At 72.4% G+C, this 16,910-nt stretch carries 16 protein-coding genes, 1 tRNA gene and 1 pseudogene; 6 read left to right on the top strand and 12 right to left on the bottom strand.

Translation table 11 applies throughout. The annotated features are described in order from the left end of the window. Window positions 1-23 precede the first annotated feature (23 nt). From ACWCXH_RS02075 to ilvA, 3 genes are all read right to left on the bottom strand, one after another. A complete protein-coding gene (locus tag ACWCXH_RS02075; protein ID WP_449799385.1) occupies window positions 24-881 on the bottom strand; it encodes an ABC transporter permease in 858 nt (285 codons plus the stop codon). Between the two features lies 1 nt (window position 882). Next, window positions 883-1,941 (bottom strand): ATP-binding cassette domain-containing protein, encoded by a 1,059-nt coding sequence (locus ACWCXH_RS02070; RefSeq protein ID WP_449799384.1) that lies wholly within the window; start codon window positions 1,939-1,941, stop codon window positions 883-885. 198 nt (window positions 1,942-2,139) lie between these two features. Continuing rightward, a complete protein-coding gene (ilvA, locus tag ACWCXH_RS02065) occupies window positions 2,140-3,351 on the bottom strand; it encodes a threonine ammonia-lyase (RefSeq protein ID WP_449799383.1) in 1,212 nt (403 codons plus the stop codon). A gap of 122 nt (window positions 3,352-3,473) precedes the next feature. Between ilvA and ACWCXH_RS02060 the strand changes: the two genes are divergently transcribed. Continuing rightward, a complete protein-coding gene (locus ACWCXH_RS02060; protein WP_449799382.1) occupies window positions 3,474-3,959 on the top strand; it encodes a MarR family winged helix-turn-helix transcriptional regulator in 486 nt (161 codons plus the stop codon). Here the strand turns inward: ACWCXH_RS02060 and ACWCXH_RS02055 are convergent. After that, on the bottom strand, window positions 3,956-5,110 hold the full coding sequence (locus ACWCXH_RS02055) for a cystathionine gamma-synthase (protein WP_449799381.1): 1,155 nt from the start codon (window positions 5,108-5,110) through the stop codon (window positions 3,956-3,958). The genes ACWCXH_RS02060 and ACWCXH_RS02055 overlap by 4 nt on opposite strands. A gap of 127 nt (window positions 5,111-5,237) precedes the next feature. Here ACWCXH_RS02055 and msrA point away from each other — a divergent pair, with 127 nt between their 5' ends. Then, a complete protein-coding gene (msrA, locus tag ACWCXH_RS02050; protein WP_449799380.1) occupies window positions 5,238-5,918 on the top strand; it encodes a peptide-methionine (S)-S-oxide reductase MsrA in 681 nt (226 codons plus the stop codon). An 84-nt stretch (window positions 5,919-6,002) separates the two neighbouring features. On the opposite strand, the gene ACWCXH_RS02045 is transcribed toward msrA, so the two are convergent. The 5 genes from ACWCXH_RS02045 to ACWCXH_RS02025 all read right to left on the bottom strand — a co-directional run bounded on the left by ACWCXH_RS02045 (window position 6,003) and on the right by ACWCXH_RS02025 (window position 11,066). Next, on the bottom strand, window positions 6,003-6,794 hold the full coding sequence (locus tag ACWCXH_RS02045; RefSeq protein WP_449799379.1) for a hypothetical protein: 792 nt from the start codon (window positions 6,792-6,794) through the stop codon (window positions 6,003-6,005). After that, on the bottom strand, window positions 6,791-7,342 hold the full coding sequence (locus tag ACWCXH_RS02040) for a SigE family RNA polymerase sigma factor (protein WP_449799378.1): 552 nt from the start codon (window positions 7,340-7,342) through the stop codon (window positions 6,791-6,793). The genes ACWCXH_RS02045 and ACWCXH_RS02040 overlap by 4 nt, the downstream gene beginning before the upstream one ends. Window positions 7,343-7,421: 79 nt before the next feature. Then, window positions 7,422-8,696, bottom strand: coding sequence for a L,D-transpeptidase (locus ACWCXH_RS02035; protein ID WP_449799377.1), 1,275 nt, complete (start codon window positions 8,694-8,696; stop codon window positions 7,422-7,424). A 182-nt stretch (window positions 8,697-8,878) separates the two neighbouring features. Next, the gene (locus ACWCXH_RS02030) at window positions 8,879-9,217 is read right to left on the bottom strand and encodes a hypothetical protein (protein ID WP_449799376.1); all 339 of its coding nucleotides are present in this window, start codon (window positions 9,215-9,217) and stop codon (window positions 8,879-8,881) included. A gap of 448 nt (window positions 9,218-9,665) precedes the next feature. Continuing rightward, window positions 9,666-11,066, bottom strand: coding sequence for a cystathionine beta-synthase (locus ACWCXH_RS02025; protein ID WP_449799375.1), 1,401 nt, complete (start codon window positions 11,064-11,066; stop codon window positions 9,666-9,668). Window positions 11,067-11,273: 207 nt separating this feature from the next. Between ACWCXH_RS02025 and ACWCXH_RS02020 the strand changes: the two genes are divergently transcribed. The 3 genes from ACWCXH_RS02020 (at window position 11,274) to ACWCXH_RS02010 (ending at window position 14,873) form a co-directional block, all read left to right on the top strand. Beyond that, entirely contained in the window at window positions 11,274-12,368 is a 1,095-nt protein-coding gene (locus ACWCXH_RS02020; protein WP_449799374.1) for an SGNH/GDSL hydrolase family protein, read from the top strand. Window positions 12,369-12,430: 62 nt separating this feature from the next. After that, complete coding sequence (locus tag ACWCXH_RS02015) at window positions 12,431-13,651, top strand: acetyl-CoA C-acetyltransferase (protein ID WP_449799373.1); 1,221 nt, start codon at window positions 12,431-12,433, stop codon at window positions 13,649-13,651. A gap of 289 nt (window positions 13,652-13,940) precedes the next feature. Next, entirely contained in the window at window positions 13,941-14,873 is a 933-nt protein-coding gene (locus ACWCXH_RS02010) for a hypothetical protein (RefSeq protein WP_449799372.1), read from the top strand. A 76-nt stretch (window positions 14,874-14,949) separates the two neighbouring features. Here ACWCXH_RS02010 and ACWCXH_RS02005 read toward each other — a convergent pair whose 3' ends face one another. From ACWCXH_RS02005 to ACWCXH_RS01995, 3 genes are all read right to left on the bottom strand, one after another. Continuing rightward, window positions 14,950-15,327, bottom strand: coding sequence for a hypothetical protein (locus ACWCXH_RS02005; protein ID WP_449799371.1), 378 nt, complete (start codon window positions 15,325-15,327; stop codon window positions 14,950-14,952). An 85-nt stretch (window positions 15,328-15,412) separates the two neighbouring features. Continuing rightward, window positions 15,413-16,285 carry a Bax inhibitor-1/YccA family protein gene (locus ACWCXH_RS02000; RefSeq protein WP_449799370.1) on the bottom strand — a complete coding sequence of 291 codons (873 nt, stop codon included), beginning with the start codon at window positions 16,283-16,285 and terminating at the stop codon, window positions 15,413-15,415. Between the two features lie 141 nt (window positions 16,286-16,426). After that, window positions 16,427-16,508: transfer RNA gene (locus tag ACWCXH_RS01995), tRNA-Leu, on the bottom strand. Between the two features lie 294 nt (window positions 16,509-16,802). Between ACWCXH_RS01995 and ACWCXH_RS01990 the strand changes: the two are divergent. Further along, window positions 16,803-16,910: pseudogene (locus ACWCXH_RS01990) on the top strand (ABC transporter ATP-binding protein); the annotation flags it as partial.

The following is a 16,910-nucleotide window of genomic DNA, read 5'->3' as shown; positions in this document are numbered from 1 at the left end:
CCTTCGGCACGTCCGGACCCGGCTCAGCCCGCGGCCGAGCGGTACCTGCGCACCGACAGCCACGAGAACACCGTGGTGATCAGCACCGACCAGCCCAGCGACACCAGCGCCGCGTGCTGCATCGGCCAGGCGCTGTCCACCGGCCCGACCTGGTTGCCGAACAGGTCCCGGCAGGCCTGCACGGTGGCGCTGAACGGGTTCCAGTACGCGATCCCCTGCAGCCAGCCCGGCATCGAGCCGACCGGCACGAACGCGTTGGACACGAAGGTCAGCGGGAACAGCCAGATCAGCCCGGCCGAGGTGGCCGCCTCGGGGCTGCGCACCGACAGGCCGATCAGCGCGCCGATCCACGAGAAGGCGTAGCCGAGCAGGAGCAGCAGGACGAACGCGCCGAGCGCGTCGAGGATCCCGTCGTGGATCCGCCAGCCGACCGCCAGCGCGACCAGGGCCAGCACGATCACGGTGAACGCCGTCTGGCACAGGTCGGCCAGGGTGCGGCCGACCAGCACCGCCGAGCGGGCCATCGGCAGCGAGCGGAACCGGTCCACCAGACCCTTGGTCATGTCCTCCGCGATGCCGGCCGAGGCCCCGGCGGTGGCGAAGGTGACGGTCTGGGCGAAGATGCCGGCCATCAGGAACTGGATGTAGGAGGTGGAGCTGGCCTGCGTCCCGGGGATCTGGATCGCCCCGCCCATGACGTAGGAGAACAGCAGCACGAACATGACGGGCTGCATGAGCCCGAAGACCACGATCTCGGGTATCCGGGACATCCGGCGCAGGTTGCGCTTGGCGACGACCCAGGAGTCGTGCAGGGTCGCGGAGAGCCCCCGGCGCTGCCGGGGCATCGCCGCGCCGATCGCGTGCTCGGTGGCGGTGCTCATCTCAGCGCTCCGTTCCGGCCGCGACGGCCTGCTTGTCCTGGTCGGTGCCGCCCTCGCCGCCCCGGTCGCGGCCGGGGCGGCCGCGATCCTTGGCGTCGGATCCGTTCTCGTCGTCCGCGGACTCCGCGACGCGCCCGGTGAGCGTCAGGAAGACGTCGTCCAGGGTCGGGCGGCGCAGGCCGATGTCGTCGATCTCGATCGAGCGGGCGTCGAGCTCGCGGATGACGTCCGCGAGGACCCGGGCGCCGCCGCTGACCGGGATGGTGATCTTCCGGGTGTTGCGCTCGACGGCGGCCTCGCCGAGCGCGTACCCGGACAGCGCCGCGACCGCCTCGGCGACGTGGTCGCCACCGTGCACGACGACCTCGATCCGCTCACCGCCGATCTGCGCCTTGAGCTGGTCGGCGGTGCCGCGGGCGATCACCCGGCCGTGGTCGACCACGGCGATGTCGTGGGCGAGGCGGTCGGCCTCCTCCAGGTACTGGGTGGTGAGCAGCAGCGTGGTGCCCTGCTCGACCAGCGTCTCGATGACCTCCCAGAGCGCGAGCCGGTTGCGCGGGTCGAGGCCGGTGGTCGGCTCGTCGAGGAACATCACCGGCGGCCGGACGACCAGCGCCGCGGCGAGGTCGAGGCGCCGGCGCATGCCGCCCGAGTAGGTCTTGGCGGTGCGGTCCTTGGCCTCGGCGAGGTTGAACCACTCCAGCAGCTCCAGCGCGCGGGCCTTCGCGTCGCGCGCACTCATCTGGTAGAGCTCGCCGACCATCTGGAGGTTCTCGAAACCGGTCAGGTACTCGTCGACGGCGGCGTACTGACCGGAGAGGCCTATCAGGCTGCGAACCCGGTTGGGGTGCCTGAGCACGTCGACCCCGGCGACCACGGCCCGGCCGGAGTCGGGCTGCAGCAGGGTGGTGAGCACCCGCACGGTGGTGGTCTTGCCGGCGCCGTTGGGGCCGAGCAGCCCGAGCACCGTGCCCTCGGGGACGTCCAGGCTGACGCCGTCGAGGGCGCGTACGTCGCCGAAGGTCTTCACCAGGTTCTCGGCTTGGATGGCTGGCGCCATGGCCTGCCTCATCTCCTCGGACGAATGGGCGACCTGTCCCACTGCGCCCGGGTTTCGGGCACGCGGGCGACTCGGTTTTCGCCCACGGACAGAGAACGCGATGTATCGCGAGTCTGGCAGCTCACGATATATCGCGTCAAGGGAATTTAAAGATGTCCGATGCCGGATGCCGAACGCCGGATGCCGGCCGCCGATTCGTCAGCTGGAAACGACGTACCCCGCGTCCCGCAGTTCGCCGAGCACCACCGCGCAGTGCTCCGGCCCCTTGGTCTCCAGGTGCAGGTCGACCTCGACCTCGGTCAGCCCGAGCCGCGGGTCGGTCCGCACGTGCGCGACGTCCAGCACGTTCGCGTCCACCCTGGTCAGGACGCCCAGCAGGCCCGCCAGCGAGCCCGGCTTGTCCGCGAGCCGCACCCGCAGCGACAGGTACCGCCCGGCCGCCGCCAGCCCGTGCCGCAGTACCCGCTGCATCAGCTGCGGGTCGATGTTGCCGCCCGACAGGACGGCCACCACCGGGCCCTCGAAGGATCCCGGCTCCTCCAGCAGCGCCGCGATCGGGGCCGCCCCGGCCGGCTCGACGACGAGCTTCAGCCGCTCCAGGCCCAGCAGCAGCGCCCGCGACAGCGCGTCCTCGGAGACCGTCCGGATCCCGTCCGCCAGCGCGTTGACCACCTCGAACGGGATGTCCCCGGGGCGGCCGACCATGATCCCGTCCGCCATGGTGGCGAAGCGCTCCAGCGACACCGGCCGCCCGGCGGCCAGCGAGGGCGGGTACGCGGCGGCGCCCGCCGCCTGCACGCCGACCACCCGCACGTCCGGCCGCAGCGGCTTGACCGCCGCCGCGATCCCGGCCAGCAGCCCGCCGCCGCCCACGCCGACCAGGATGGTCCGCACCTCGGGGCACTGCTCCAGGATCTCCAGGCCCACGGTGGCCTGGCCGGTGACCACGTCCCAGTGGTCGAAGGGGTGGATGAACACCGCGCCTGTCGTCTCCGAGTACCGCTGCGCGGCCTGCAGCGCCTCGTCCACCGTGCTGCCGTGCAGCCGGACCTCGGCGCCGTACTCGCGGGTCGCCGAGACCTTCGGCAGCGGCGCGGCCACCGGCATGAAGACGGTCGAACGGACGCCCAGCAGCGCGGCCGCCAGCGCCACCCCCTGGGCGTGGTTCCCGGCACTCGCCGCGACCACTCCGCCGGCCCGCTGCACCGGCGTGAGTCCCGCGATCCGCACGTACGCCCCGCGCAGCTTGAACGAGCCGGTGCGCTGGAGGTTCTCGCACTTCAGGTGGACCGGAGCGCCGATCAGCGACGACAGGTGCCGACTGCCCTCCATCGGGGTCACCCGGGCGACCCCGGCGAGCATCTTCTGGGCCCCGCGGACGTCGTCGAGGGTGATCGGCAGGTTGCGCATAACGCCAGCCTACGGCGGCGGCGACCGGCAATCCGGCATGCCGGGACTGTTCCCGGGTCCGCCCGGCCCGCGTACGCTGCTGCTTCTGAGCCTCCCTCACCGCACGACGATCGTGAGCCGCGATGACGACGACCTCGCCCCAGGCCACCGACCGCACCGACCCCGTGCACACCCAACTCCAGTACCAGCTGGCGGTGTTCGCCCGCCGGATGGAACAGGTCCGGACCTCCGACGGCCTCGGCGCGCTGGACCGGGCCGCCTACCTGCTGCTCGACCGCCTGGAGCGGCACGGACCGGCCATCGTCAAGGCGCTGGCCGACGCGCTCGGCGTCGACTCCTCCACGGTGACCCGCCAGGTCGCCCCGCTGGTCGCGGCCGGGCTGGTCGGCCGGGTCCAGGACCCGGCCGACCGCCGCGCCGTCCGCCTCGCACTGACCTCGCTCGGCGCCCGCCGCCTGTCCGAAGTCCGCGACGGCAGAGCCGAGTTGACCCGCCGCCTGGTGGCCGGCTGGCACCCGGAGGAGCAGCACGCGTTCTGCGCGCTACTGGCCCGCTTCAACCACGCGATGGAGTCCTACACCGCGGACAGACAGGGCCAGCACCCTTAACCCAGCGCCTGCTCGAGGTCGGCCAGCAGGTCGTCGATCGACTCGATGCCGACCGACACGCGGACCAGGTCGGCCGGGACCTCCAGCGGCGAGCCGGCGGCCGAGGCGTGGGTCATCCGGCCCGGGTGCTCGATCAGCGACTCCACGCCGCCGAGCGACTCGCCGAGGGTGAACAGCTGCGCCCGGTTGCAGACCTCGACCGCCGCCTCCTCGCCGCCCTCGACCCGGAACGACACCATGCCGCCGAAGGCCTTCATCTGCTTGGCCGCGATGTCGTGGCCGGGGTGCTCGGGCAGGCCCGGGTAGAGCACCTGGCTGACCTTGGGGTGGCCGGCCAGCAGCTCGGCGACCTTCTCGGCGTTGGCGCTGTGCCGGTCCATCCGGACGCCCAGCGTCTTGATGCCGCGCAGCACCAGCCAGGCGTCGAACGGCCCGGAGACGGCGCCCATCGCGTTCTGGTGGTAGGCGACCTCCTCGCCGAGGGCCGCGTCGGCCAGCACCAGCGCGCCGCCGACGACGTCCGAGTGGCCGCCCATGTACTTGGTGGTGGAGTGCACGACCGCGTCCGCGCCGAGCGGGATCGGCTGCTGCAGGTACGGGCTGGCGAAGGTGTTGTCGACCACCAGCAGCGCGCCGGCGCCGTGCGCGATCTCGGCGAGTGCGGCCAGGTCGGTGATGCCCAGCAGCGGGTTGGACGGGGTCTCCACCCAGACCGCGCGGGTGTTGGGCCGCAGCGCTGCGCGGACGGTCGCCAGGTCCTGGGTGTTGGCGACGGAGAACTCGACGCCCCAGCGGGTCAGCACCTTGGCGAACAGCCGGAAGGTGCCGCCGTAGGCGTCGTTGGGGATCACGATGTGGTCGCCCGGCTTGAGGATGGTGCGCAGGAGGGTGTCCTCGGCGGCGAGGCCGGAGGCGAAGGCGAGGCCGCGGGCGCCGCCCTCCAGCGCCGCGAGGCACTCCTCCAGTGCCGTGCGGGTCGGGTTGGCGCTGCGGCTGTACTCGTAACCGCCCCGCAGGCCGCCCACCCCGTCCTGCTTGTAGGTGGACACCTGGTAGATCGGCGTGACGACGGCCCCGGTCTGGGGGTCTGCTTCCTGACCCGCGTGGATGGCGAGGGTCTCGAAGCCCTGGGGAAGCTGGTGCTCGGTCATGGGTCCGAGCGTAGTGGCCGTACGCCCGGGTGCCCGCCGGAATGCCGGGACGGGCCGCTCCGGACCGCCGGGACGGAATGGGACGACGGCCCCCCGCGTTGACCCCTGGGCAACCCTCCCTACCCCGATGGAGCAGGCCGTGCTGTTCAACCGCCACAAGACCTCGCTCGTCCCCGCCGCCCAGGCGCTGCCCGGCCGGGAGACGCCGGCGTTCGCCCTGCGCGAGCCGCACACCGTGCTCGGCCACCCGCTCACGGGCCCGTACCCGGAGGGTCTGGAGGTGGCCGACTTCGGGCTGGGCTGCTTCTGGGGCGCCGAGCGCACGTTCTGGCGCCTGCCCGGCGTCTGGACGACGCTGGTCGGCTACCAGGGCGGCCACACGCCCAACCCGACGTACGAGGAGGTGTGCAGCGGGCTGACCGGGCACACCGAGGCGGTCCGGGTGGTGTTCGACCCGGCGGCGGTCTCCTACGAGCGGCTGCTGAAGACCTTCTGGGAGGCGCACGACCCGACCCAGGGCAACCGCCAGGGCAACGACGTGGGCACCCAGTACCGCTCCGCGGTCTACACCCACTCCCCCGCCCAGGCCGCCGCCGCGACGGCCACCCGGGACGCCTTCCAGCCGGCCCTGACCGCGCTCGGCCTCGGCCCGATCACCACCGAGATCGCCCCGGCCGGCCCGTTCTACCCGGCCGAGCCGTACCACCAGCAGTACCTCTCCGACGCCAAGAACCCGAACGGCTACTGCGGCCTCGGCGGCACCGGCGCCTCCTGCCCGATCGGCGTGGCCCGCACCGCCGAGGGCTGACCGGCTCCGGGGCCGGCCGCCCGAGGTGACCGCGCCCCGGCCCGGACGCAGACCGGAAGGGCCGGCGGGGGCGGCCCGGCCGGCTCAGCGCCCGGTCGGCACGTGCAGCGGGGAGCCGTCGGGCGCCATTCCGTCGGACGAGGCCAGCAGCCGGTCCTGGGCGTCGTAGACCCCGATCGGGTCGCTCGGCACCCGCGCCGTCCCGGGCCGCATCCGCGGGATCGAGCTGGGACCGGTGAAGTAGAAGGCCGTCCAGTTCTCCATGCCCGGAGTGACGATCAGGGTGGCCGGAACTGGCTTGCCCGCCACGAACTTGACGATCTTCGCGGGGGCCGGCCCCAGGTACATGCAGGGCTCGACGTCGCGCTGGAGGTTGGAGTCCAGCTGGCAGTAGACGACCGGCTCGCCGCGCGAGAGGTTGTCGCTGGTGGAGTCCCGGCAGACGGGCGCTGCGACGAACCTCCCGTCCTGGCCGGCCAGTTCGTCGCAGCGCTCGGTCCTGGTCACCGAGATCCGGAAGTCGGCGGCGACCTGCACCTTCTCCCCCGGGGCGACCTGCTTCACCACGGGGAGCGGCAGCGCCTGCGGGCTCGCCGTCGCCGTGGCCGTCGGGCTCGGCGCCGCCGGCGCGAGCGTCACCGGGCCGCCCGACGGGATCGCCCCCGCCTCGTTCGCCGGGCCGGCCGGCCCGGTGTTCCCCGCCGTCACCGCCGTCGCCCCGCAGACGAGGGCCACCGCCAGGACGGCCGCCCCGATCCCCGTCCTGCGCCTGGCCCGGCGGCGGCGCGCGGTGACGATGACCAGTGCCGGGTCAGGCCCGGCCGCCTGCGGGTCCTCGTTCTTGAGCAGCTCTCCGAGTCGGTCCTCGAAGCTCATACCGTCACCTCGATGTGCGTCGTGAGCCCCGCCGGCCCGCCGGAGCGGTCGGCGAGTTCGGGCAGTGTGCGCAGCTTCGACAGCGCTCGGTGCAGCGTGCTCTTCACCGTGCCCTGGGCGATGCCCAGTTCGGCCGAGATCGCGGCCTCGGTGAGGTCCCCGTAGTACCGGAGCACGACGACCGTCCGCTCCCTGCGGGTGAGGGTGCCCAGCGCCCGGTGCAGCAGCTCCCGTTGGGCCTGCCGTTCAGCGAGGTCCTCGGCGAGCGGCCGGTCGGGGGTGTGGTCGGTGGGCATCTCGTGGTTGCGCAGCCGGCGCCACCAGTCGCGGTGCTGGTTGACGACGATCCGGCGGACGTACGCGGTGGGGTCGTCGCCGGTGATCCGGTGCCAGTGCAGGTAGGCGCGTTCGAGCGCCGACTGCACGATGTCGTGGGCCCTGTGCGGGTCGCCGGTCAACAGCTCGGCCAGCCTCAGCAGTTGGCGGCCGTTCCCGGCGACGAATGCGCTGAACTCGGCGTCCTGTCGCTGTCTCTGCTCGCGTTTCACACCCGTCTGACTCCTCGGGCGGACCGCGGGGTTCGGTCCGCCCGGGAGGAATCCGGATGACGTGGTCGGGTGACGCGGGTCAGACGGCGCTGCCGGCCTTCCAGTCGGCCCAGCTCATGTTCCAGCCGTTGAGGCCGTTGTCCGGGGCGACCGTCTTGTCACCGGAGTTCACGACCTCGACGACGTCGCCGATGATCGAGGACTTGTAGAACTTGTAGCCGTCCGTGCTGCCGTCCTGCGCGCCCTTGGCGTCCTGGAGACCGACGCAGCCGTGGCTGGTGTTCTGGCCGCCGAAGATCGACGGCGAGGACCAGTAGTTGCCGTGGACGAAGGTGCCGGAGGTGGTGAGCCGCTGGGCGTGCGGCACGTCGGCGATGTCGTACTCGCTGCCGAGGTTGACGGTCTGCGAGTTCATCCGGGTCTGCTGGAACTGCTCCGAGATGACCATCTTGCCGCCCCACGTCGTGTGGTCGGGCGCCCCGCCGGAGATCTTGTAGACGGCGCTGACCTGGCCGTCCGTGGTGACGGTGAGCTTCTTGGTGGAGAGGTCGGCGACGCTCGTCTGGGCGCGGCCGATGGTGAAGCCCACGTCCTTGGACTGCGTGCCGTACACGCCCTTGGCGCCCTGGACGTCCTTGAGCCGCAGCTGGACGGTCACCTTGGTGCCCTTGGCCCAGTACTCCTGCGGCCGGAAGTCGAGGCGGGTGCTGGAGAACCAGTGGCCGACGATCTCGACGCCCGGCTCGGCCGTCACCGTGATCGCCTGCTGGACGGCCTTCTTGTCGGTGATCGGCTTGCTGAAGTTGATCGAGACCGGCATGCCGACGCCGACCGTCGAGCCGTCCTCGGGGGTGAAGTACCCCACGAAGGTGTTCGCCGGGGTGGCGGTGGTGAAGGCGGCGTTGGCGTCCGCCTCCAGCTTGTCCCTGTCGGTGGCGGTGGCCGCGACGGTGTACTTGGTCCCGCTGACCGGCGCGGCGGAGGAGGTCCAGCTCGTGCCGTCGGCGGCGAGCTGGCCGGCCAGCTCCTTGCCGGTGGAGTCGGCGACCTTGACGCTGCCGAGGGTGCCGCCCGCGACGGTGACCTTGACCGGATCGCTGAAGCTGGCGGCGGCGGTGCCGTCGGCGGGGCTGATGGTGATCACGGCGGCCGAGGTCTTCGGCGCGCCACTGCCGCCGGAGCCCGGGGTGCCGCCCCCGGAGCCACCCGAGCCGCCGGAGCCGCCCGCGTCGGCGCTCTTGGTGTCGTTGCAGGCCGCGAGCAGGAGGACGGGAGCTCCGATCAGGCCCGCGAGTACGCCGCGCCGGCTCCAGTTCCCCCCGGCCGACCGGCCCTGACCGTCGCGTGCCGTCACGTCGCGTTCTCCCTGCTGATCATCCCGGGCATTACGGATACAGAAACGCAATCCGCCCCGTTCGCGGTTCCACCCACCGAAGGGTAAGCGATCCTATGAGATGACCCAACGCCCCTCCGGCCGGGGCCAAAACGCCCGATCCGCGTGCGCGGGCCGGGCGTTTCCGCAGCCGTGCTTCCCTGCTACTCCGCGGACTCCTCCACCGAGTACTCGTCCCACTCCTCGCTGTCCGGGTCGAACTCGGTCTGCGCCGACTCCCAGGTCGCCGAGGCGAGTTCGACGCCCGGCACGTCGCCGAGCAGCGCCACCGGGTCGATGAAGTGGGCGAGCGAGCCCGACGGGTCCACCTCGATGGCCTCGACGGACTGGGCGCGCTCCTCGTCGTCGAGGTACTCGTCGTCGGCCACCTGCTCGAGGGCCGCCGCCTTCAGGGCGCCCTCGTCGGTGATCTCCGCGATCAGTTCGATCTTGAGCCGGACGTAGCGCGGTGCGTCCTGGCCGGTCGTTTCAGTGCTGGTCATGTGTGCGAGCGTACGGGAAGGGCCGGTCCCTCGGAGAAGGACCGGCCCCACCGCACTCCGCCGGACTCCCCCACCCGGGAGCCGCGGAGACGCGCCGTTCGGCGCGGTGGCGGCCGCGGGAGCCGCCGCACCCTGTCGACCGGCCGGAGCCGGGCAGGGGCGGGACGACGACGCCTCCCACGGCGGGGCCCCTCCCTCCGCAGAGCGGTCGGGGAGAGCGGACACGGCCGGCCGGGTCAGGGCCGCCCGACGTGTCCGGAGCCGACCGCGACCACCGGGGAGCCGCTCCCGGACGGTCGCCGTCGCCTCGCTCGGCGTCTTGCCGTTGACCACCACCATGCCGGAGCGTTGTTAACCGCGTGCTGCGGGCAGGTGACGCCGGTGTACCACATCGCCCGTGCACGAATCCTTCACATCCGTCCTGCGGGCGAAGCGCGGTGACGGCGCGTCAGTGCGCGGCGCGACCGGTCAGGAAGCCGAGCAGGTCCTGCCGGGTGACGATGCCCTGCGGCTTGCCCTCCACCAGCACCACCGCGGCGTCGGCCTTCTCCAGGACGGTCATCAGGTTGGTGACCGTCTCGCCCGAGCCGACCACCGGCAGCGGCTTGGACATCACCTTGTCCAGCGTGTCGGTGAGCTCGACCTCCTTCGCGAAGATGCCCTCCAGCAGCAGCTTCTCCACGACCGAGCCGATCACCTCGCCGGCCATGATGTCCGGGTGGCCGGCCCCCGGGGAGACCACCGGCATCTGCGAGACGCCGTACTCGCGCAGCACCCGGACCGCCTCGGCGACCGTCTCGTTCGGGTGCATGTGGACGAACTGCGGGATGCCGGCCTGCTCGATGGCCTCCTTGCGGGCGAGCACCTCGCCGATGTGCGCCTCGTCGGTGGACGAGGGCAGGAAGCCGTAGTCGGCCATCCAGTCGTCGTTGAAGATCTTCGACAGGTAGCCGCGGCCGCCGTCCGGCAGCAGCACCACGACGACATCGTCCGGGCCGAGCTCGCGCGCCACCTCCAGTGCGGCCACCACGGCCATGCCGCAGGAGCCGCCGACCAGCAGGCCCTCCTCCTTGGCCAGGCGGCGGGTCATCTGGAAGGAGTCCTTGTCGGAGACGGCGACGATCTCGTCCGCGACGTTGCGGTCGTAGGCGGTGGGCCAGAAGTCCTCACCGACGCCCTCGACCAGGTACGGCCGGCCGGTGCCGCCCGAGTAGACGGAGCCCTCCGGGTCGGCGCCGATCACCTTGACCTTGCCGCCGGACACCTCCTTCAGGTAGTTGCCGGTGCCGGAGATGGTGCCGCCGGTGCCGACGCCCGCGACGAAGTGGGTGATCTTCCCGTCGGTCTGCTCCCACAGCTCCGGGCCGGTGGAGTGGTAGTGCGAGGCCGGGTTCTCCGGGTTGGAGTACTGGTCCGGCTTCCAGGCGTTCGGGGTCTCGCGGACCAGGCGGTCGGAGACGTTGTAGTACGAGTCCGGGTGCTCCGGGGCGACGGCGGTCGGACAGACGACCACCTCGGCGCCGTAGGCGCGCAGGGTGTTGATCTTGTCGGTGGACACCTTGTCGGGGCAGACGAAGATGCACTTGTAGCCCTTCTGCTGGGCCACGATCGCCAGACCGACACCGGTGTTGCCCGAGGTCGGCTCGACGATCGTGCCGCCCGGCTTGAGGGCGCCCGAGGCCTCGGCGGCCTCGATCATGCGCATCGCGATGCGGTCCTTGACCGAGCCGCCGGGGTTGAAGTACTCGACCTTCGCCAGCACCGTCGCGCTGATGCCCTCGGTGACCTTGTTCAGCTTGACCAGTGGCGTGTTGCCGACCAGGTCGATGATCGAGTTGTGGTACCGCACGGGGGTCCTCCCGGTCTATGGGCATGCGAGTGCTTTCGGTACTGCAAAGCCTAGGGCGTGGCGCGCGCCCCGGGACTCCCCTCCCGCACACCTCCCCCAATGGCCCACCCCCACAGGTAGCCACACCCCCCATCCGGGTAGGAGGGGTGTACAGGCAATTCCGTGGCCCCGGAGGGGGCGGTACGAGAACGCGAAGGGGGGCACCGGATGCCAGGGGCGCAGGACTCGCGGGCCCGAGTGGCCCGTCGGATCGCCACCGCTGCGGCATACGGCGGTGGCGGTCTCGGTCTGCTCGGGGTGGGACTGGTCGGGCTGCTGCTGACCGAGGGCAAGCTCGCCATGCAGGCCATCGGCGTCCTGGAGGGCGACCCGCCGAAGGCCGACGGCGTCTACGGCGAGGCCTTCGCCGATGCCGCCGCCGCGCCGCAGCCGCCGCTCGTGCTGGCCGTCCTCGGCGACTCCACCGGCGCCGGCCTCGGCGTGCTGCGCTCCCGCGAGACCCCGGGGGCCCTGCTCGCCGCCGGCCTCGCCTCGGTCGCCGAGCGCCCGGTCCGGCTGGTGAACGTGGCCCGTTCCGGTGGCCGGTCCGCCGATCTCTCGGGCCAGTTGGAGCAGGCGCTGCCGCACCGCCCCGACATCGCCGTGATCATGGTCGGCGCCAACGACGTGACCCGCCACAGCCCGGCCCAGCTCGCCGTGCGCCAGCTCGGCGAGGCCGTCGCGGCGCTGCGGGCGAACGGCTGCGAGGTGGTGGTCGGCACCTGCCCGGACCTCGGGACGATCAAGCCGGTGCGCCCGCCGCTGCGCTGGGTGGCCCGCCGTCTCAGCCGGCAGCTGGCCGCCGCGCAGACCATCGCCGTGGTGGAGGCGGGCGGCCGGACGGTCTCCCTGGGCTCGCTGCTGGGGCCGGAGTTCGCCGCGCGGCCCGAGATGTTCGCCGCCGACCGCTACCATCCGTCCGCCCAGGGCTACGCGACCGCCGCGATGGCCGTCCTGCCGTCGGTCTGCGCCGTGCTGGGCCTGTGGCCGGAGGAGGAGCACCCGGCCGGTCCGGTCCCGGGCGAGACGGTGCTGCCGGTGGCGATGGCCGCAGCGGCCGCGGCGAGCCGGGCGGGCACCGAGGTGACAGCGGTCGAGGCCGAGGGTGCGACCCGCCGCTGGGCGCTGCTGCGCCACCGCCTGCGGGTCGGCCTGCCGGGCCCGTGGGCGGACGAGACGCCGGCCACCGGGCTCCCCGGGGAGCCACCCGCCGACCCCGGGGACACGTCGGCCAGCTCACACGCCGGTGCTGGTGACGCCTGACCTACCAGGCGGTAACTTTCCTCCCGGACGTCAGTCCGCCGTCACCCAGCGAGGAGCCCAGCATGCCCGAAGCCGTCATCGTCAGCGCCGCCCGTTCGCCGATCGGCCGGGCCTTCAAGGGTTCGCTCAAGGACGTCCGCCCGGACGACCTGACCGCGCACATCATCCAGGCCGCGCTGGCCAAGGTGCCGCAGCTGGACCCGCGCGAGATCGACGACCTGATGCTCGGTTGCGGCCTGCCCGGCGGCGAGCAGGGCCACAACCTGGCCCGCATCGTGGCCGTCCAGATGGGCATGGACTACCTGCCCGGCGCGACGATCACCCGGTACTGCTCGTCCTCGCTGCAGACGACCCGCATGGCGCTGCACGCGATCAAGGCCGGCGAGGGCGACGTCTTCATCTCGGCCGGCGTCGAGACCGTCTCGCGCAGCATCAAGGGCACCTCGGACGGCATGCCCGGCACGATGAACCCGATCTTCGACGAGGCCCAGGCCCGCACCGCCAAGCGCGCCGAGGAGGGCGGCGGCGAGTGGCACGACCCGCGCGAGGACGGCCTGCTGCCGGACGCCTACATCGCGATGGGTCAGACCGCCGAGAACCTGGCCGCGCTCAAGGGCATCACCCGCGCCGAGCAGGACGAGTTCGGTGTCCGCTCGCAGAACCTCGCCGAGGCCGCGATCAAGTCCGGCTTCTGGGAGCGCGAGATCACCCCGGTGACGCTCCCGGACGGCACCGTGGTGAGCAAGGACGACGGCCCGCGCGCCGGCGTCACGCTGGAGGGCGTGGCCGGCCTGAAGCCGGTGTTCCGCCCGGACGGCACCGTGACCGCCGGTAACTGCTGCCCGCTGAACGACGGCGCCGCCGCGCTGGTCATCATGTCCGACACCAAGGCCCGCGAGCTCGGCATCACCCCGCTCGCCCGCATCGTCTCCACCGGCGTCAGCGCCCTCTCCCCCGAGATCATGGGCTACGGCCCGGTCGAGGCCTCGAAGCAGGCCCTGAAGCGGGCCGGCCTGAGCATCGGTGACATCGACCTGGTCGAGATCAACGAGGCCTTCGCCGCCCAGGTCATCCCGTCCTACCGGGACCTCGGCATCGACCTGGACCGGCTGAACGTCAACGGCGGCGCGATCGCGGTCGGCCACCCCTTCGGCATGACCGGCGCCCGGATCACCACCACGCTGGTCAACTCCCTGCAGTGGCACGACAAGCAGTTCGGTCTGGAGACCATGTGCGTCGGCGGCGGCCAGGGCATGGCGATGGTCGTCGAGCGCCTCAGCTGACCCTCCCGACACCCTCCGAGGGGCCTGGACCACCCACGTGGAGTGACGCACAGTAATTGAGGGCCGGATCAACCGCGAGGTCGATCCGGCCCTCAATTCTTTCGTTTCCGGCCCGGAAATCGACACTGTGGAGCGGATCGACTCCGCAGCGTGGAACGGTGTTACCTAACAATTTGGGGACAAGAACGAAAGTTCCGTACGAATTAGACATTCGTCACTGCGGCCACACCCTTATATGCGGCAATGTGGACGCGTAACCCCGTTCCACTCCTCGCTAGGAGTACGTTCCGTGAGCGCCGTCTACACCGTCCTGCTGCTGATCCTGATCACCGTGTCGACCGCCGTGCTGCTCCACCTCCGGGGACTCTCCCGCCGACTGGACGCGCAGGCCGCGCCGGCCACGGTCGACGAGGCCGCGATACGCCGGGCCGTCGCCGAGGCGCTCGCCGCCGACCGCGAGCGGGAGATCACCGAGGCCCGGGCATTCTGGGCCGAGCAGGAGGCCCGCGCGGCCGAGGACGCGCCGCTGTTCGACTCGCCCTTCACCGGCGCCTTCTCCGGCACCGACGAGTGGCCGCTGTTCTTCCCCCGCCCCACCGGCCCGCAGGACGCCGCCGACAACGCCGGAACGATGGACCCGGAGTTCGGCGAGGCGCTGCGCTCCGCACTGGAGGGCCTGATCGGCGAGGGCGGCGCCACCCCGGCCGAGCCCGGCACCGACGGCGGCGCGCCGCTGCGCCCCGGGCACCCGGCCGGCGCCGAGGCCGCCGGTGACGTCCGCGCCCGCCGCGAGGCCGACCTGCTCGCCACCGGTCTGGAGGCCGGGCTGCTGGACGCCGAGCCGGTCGTCGGGGACGCCCCGGTCGCCGTGCCCGACCCGCGCCGCCACCCCTCGCACCCCGACTTCGTGCCCAGCCAGGCGCCGTCCCGCGAGTGGACCGACACCCGGCTGGCCACCCTCGCCGACGAGAGCGTCGCCCTGGTCGACGTCCGCCCGGGCCCGCTGGGCACCCTGGACGTGTACGCCTTCGCCGACGGCACCACGCTGTGCGTGGCCCCGGGCGACCGGGAGGCCGCCTACCGGCTGATCGACGCGGTCCGGGCCGGTGAGCACGTCCGGCTGCTCGGCGGCTCGCGCTTCTCCGGTTCGTACTCGCTGACCTTCTCCACCGACGAGGAGGCCGTCTACGTCCTCGCCGACCGGGTGGTCGCCAGCATCTGACGGCCGCTCACCGCACGGCGTCGAAGGCCGCCCAGGTCTTGGGGTTACCGACCGGGGCGGCCTTCGGCGTTCCCGCCTACCCGCAGAGCGCGGCCGTCTCGCCGACCGCCGCCACCGCCCCGGCCAGCACCGCGGACGCCCCGGCGGGCCCGCCCAGTTCCTGCGCCAGCGCCACCTCGGCCCCCTCCGGCAGGGCCGCCAGCGCGACCGCCAGGTCGTGCCCGGCGACGGCCAGCTGGTCCCCCACCGCGAACGGCCCCGCGTCCGGGAACTCCCGCTCCGGCCCGCCCTCCACGGCGCCCCCCAGCGCGGCCAGCCGGCGCGCCAGGGCCAACACGGCCGCCGCCCGCGACGGATACCCGGGCACGGCGCCCAACAGCTTGCTCTGCGGCAGCGAACGGAAACGGTCCGCCAGGGAGTCGACGGCTTCGACCAGGGGCTGTACGTCATGCATGACAGGGAGCCTAGACGCCGCCGGGCCCCCGGAGCGTCTCGCGCTCCGGGGGCCCGGCGGCAGTGTGGACGGCGAGGAACCGGGATCAGTCGTCGCCGCGCAGGATGGCGATCAGGCGCAGCATCTCGACGTAGATCCAGACCAGCGACAGGGTGAGCCCGAAGGCGGCCCGCCAGGCCTCCTTCTGCGGCGCGCCCTGCGCGATGACCTCCTCGATGGCCGCGAAGTCCAGCGAGAGGAAGAAGGCGCCGAGGCCGATGCCGATCAGGCCGACCACGATGCCGAGCGGGCCGGAGCGCAGGCCGAGGTCGGCGCCGAAGGCCATCGCGATCACGTTGATCAGCGTGAGCAGCACGAAGCCCATGGCGACCGCGATGCCGATCCGCGTGTAGCGCGGGGTGACCCGGATCCGCCCGCTCTTGTAGGCGAACAGCATCGCCGCGAAGACCGCCGCCGTGCCCAGCACCGCCTGGATCGCGATGCCCGGCAGCTTGACGTTGAGGGCGTGCGTGGCGGCGCCGAGGGCGAAGCCCTCCAGGCCCGCGTACAGCAGGATCAGCGGCGGGCTGACGCTCCGCTTGAAGGAGACGACCAGGCCGATGACCATGGCCACCAGGCTGGCGCCGATCGCGAAGCCGAAGTTCTCGAACGGCAGCGTGAACCAGGCCACCGCGCCGGCGGCGACCAGGGTCAGCAGCGTCATGGCCGTGCGCGCGACCACGTCGTCGAGCGTCATCCGCCCGGTGGCCAGCGGGCCGGCGGACGGGCCGTTGTACATCGCGTACAGCTGCTCGTCGGTCAGCGGGCCCTGCCCCAGAGGCTGCTGGGCGTAGGGGCTCCCCGCGTACGGGTTGTTGCCGTAGGGGCCCCCGGCCTGCGCGGTGGTTCCGAACCCCGCGTAGCCGGGCTCGCGGGTGAAGGATCCCTCCCGCGAGAAGACCGGGTTGCTGCTTCTCATTGCTCATTCCCTCCGTGGCGGCACCGCACCGCCCCGCACCAGGGTAATGGCTTGGCAAAAATATCGGGATACGCCGCGAGGATGATCCATCGGGAGGACTCACGGCGGGGACGCCCGGCGGCGCCCCCGCGAGTCGAGCGGTGCCCGGAGCCGGACTCGAACCGGCACGGCCTCGCGGCCAAGCAGTTTTAAGCTGCCCGTGTCTGCGTTCCACCATCCGGGCGTCCTGCGGACCACCCCTGAGCCTAGTCGCCCGGCTCACCCTTTCGCATGTTCCCGGCCCGGGAAGTTGTCATGTTTCCTTGCCATCTGACGAACTGTTTGCAATTCGGCCACGAAGGGCACTGGTTCAGGCCACCGACCCGCCCTCGGGGTCGCCGTCATACCGCAGGAGGAGGGTGCCGGGCTCCCGTACACCCAGCGGTGGTCGGTCCAACCGTTCGGCGGAGCGACGATAGACCATGATCACGCGACGGAGCATGGAGGTACGAATCCGCGACCAGCAAGGAGCACCCCCGTGACCACGTCGACCGCAACCGCCGTCCGCACCGGCCGGGCGGCCGCCCGCGCCACCGGCCTCAACAAGGTCTACGGGGAGGGGGAGACCCGCGTCGTCGCCCTGGAC

It is taken from the genome of Kitasatospora sp. NPDC001660, from assembly GCF_053596725.1.
Note: the sequence above shows the minus strand (reverse complement) of the source record. Positions and strands in the feature narration are given on the sequence as shown.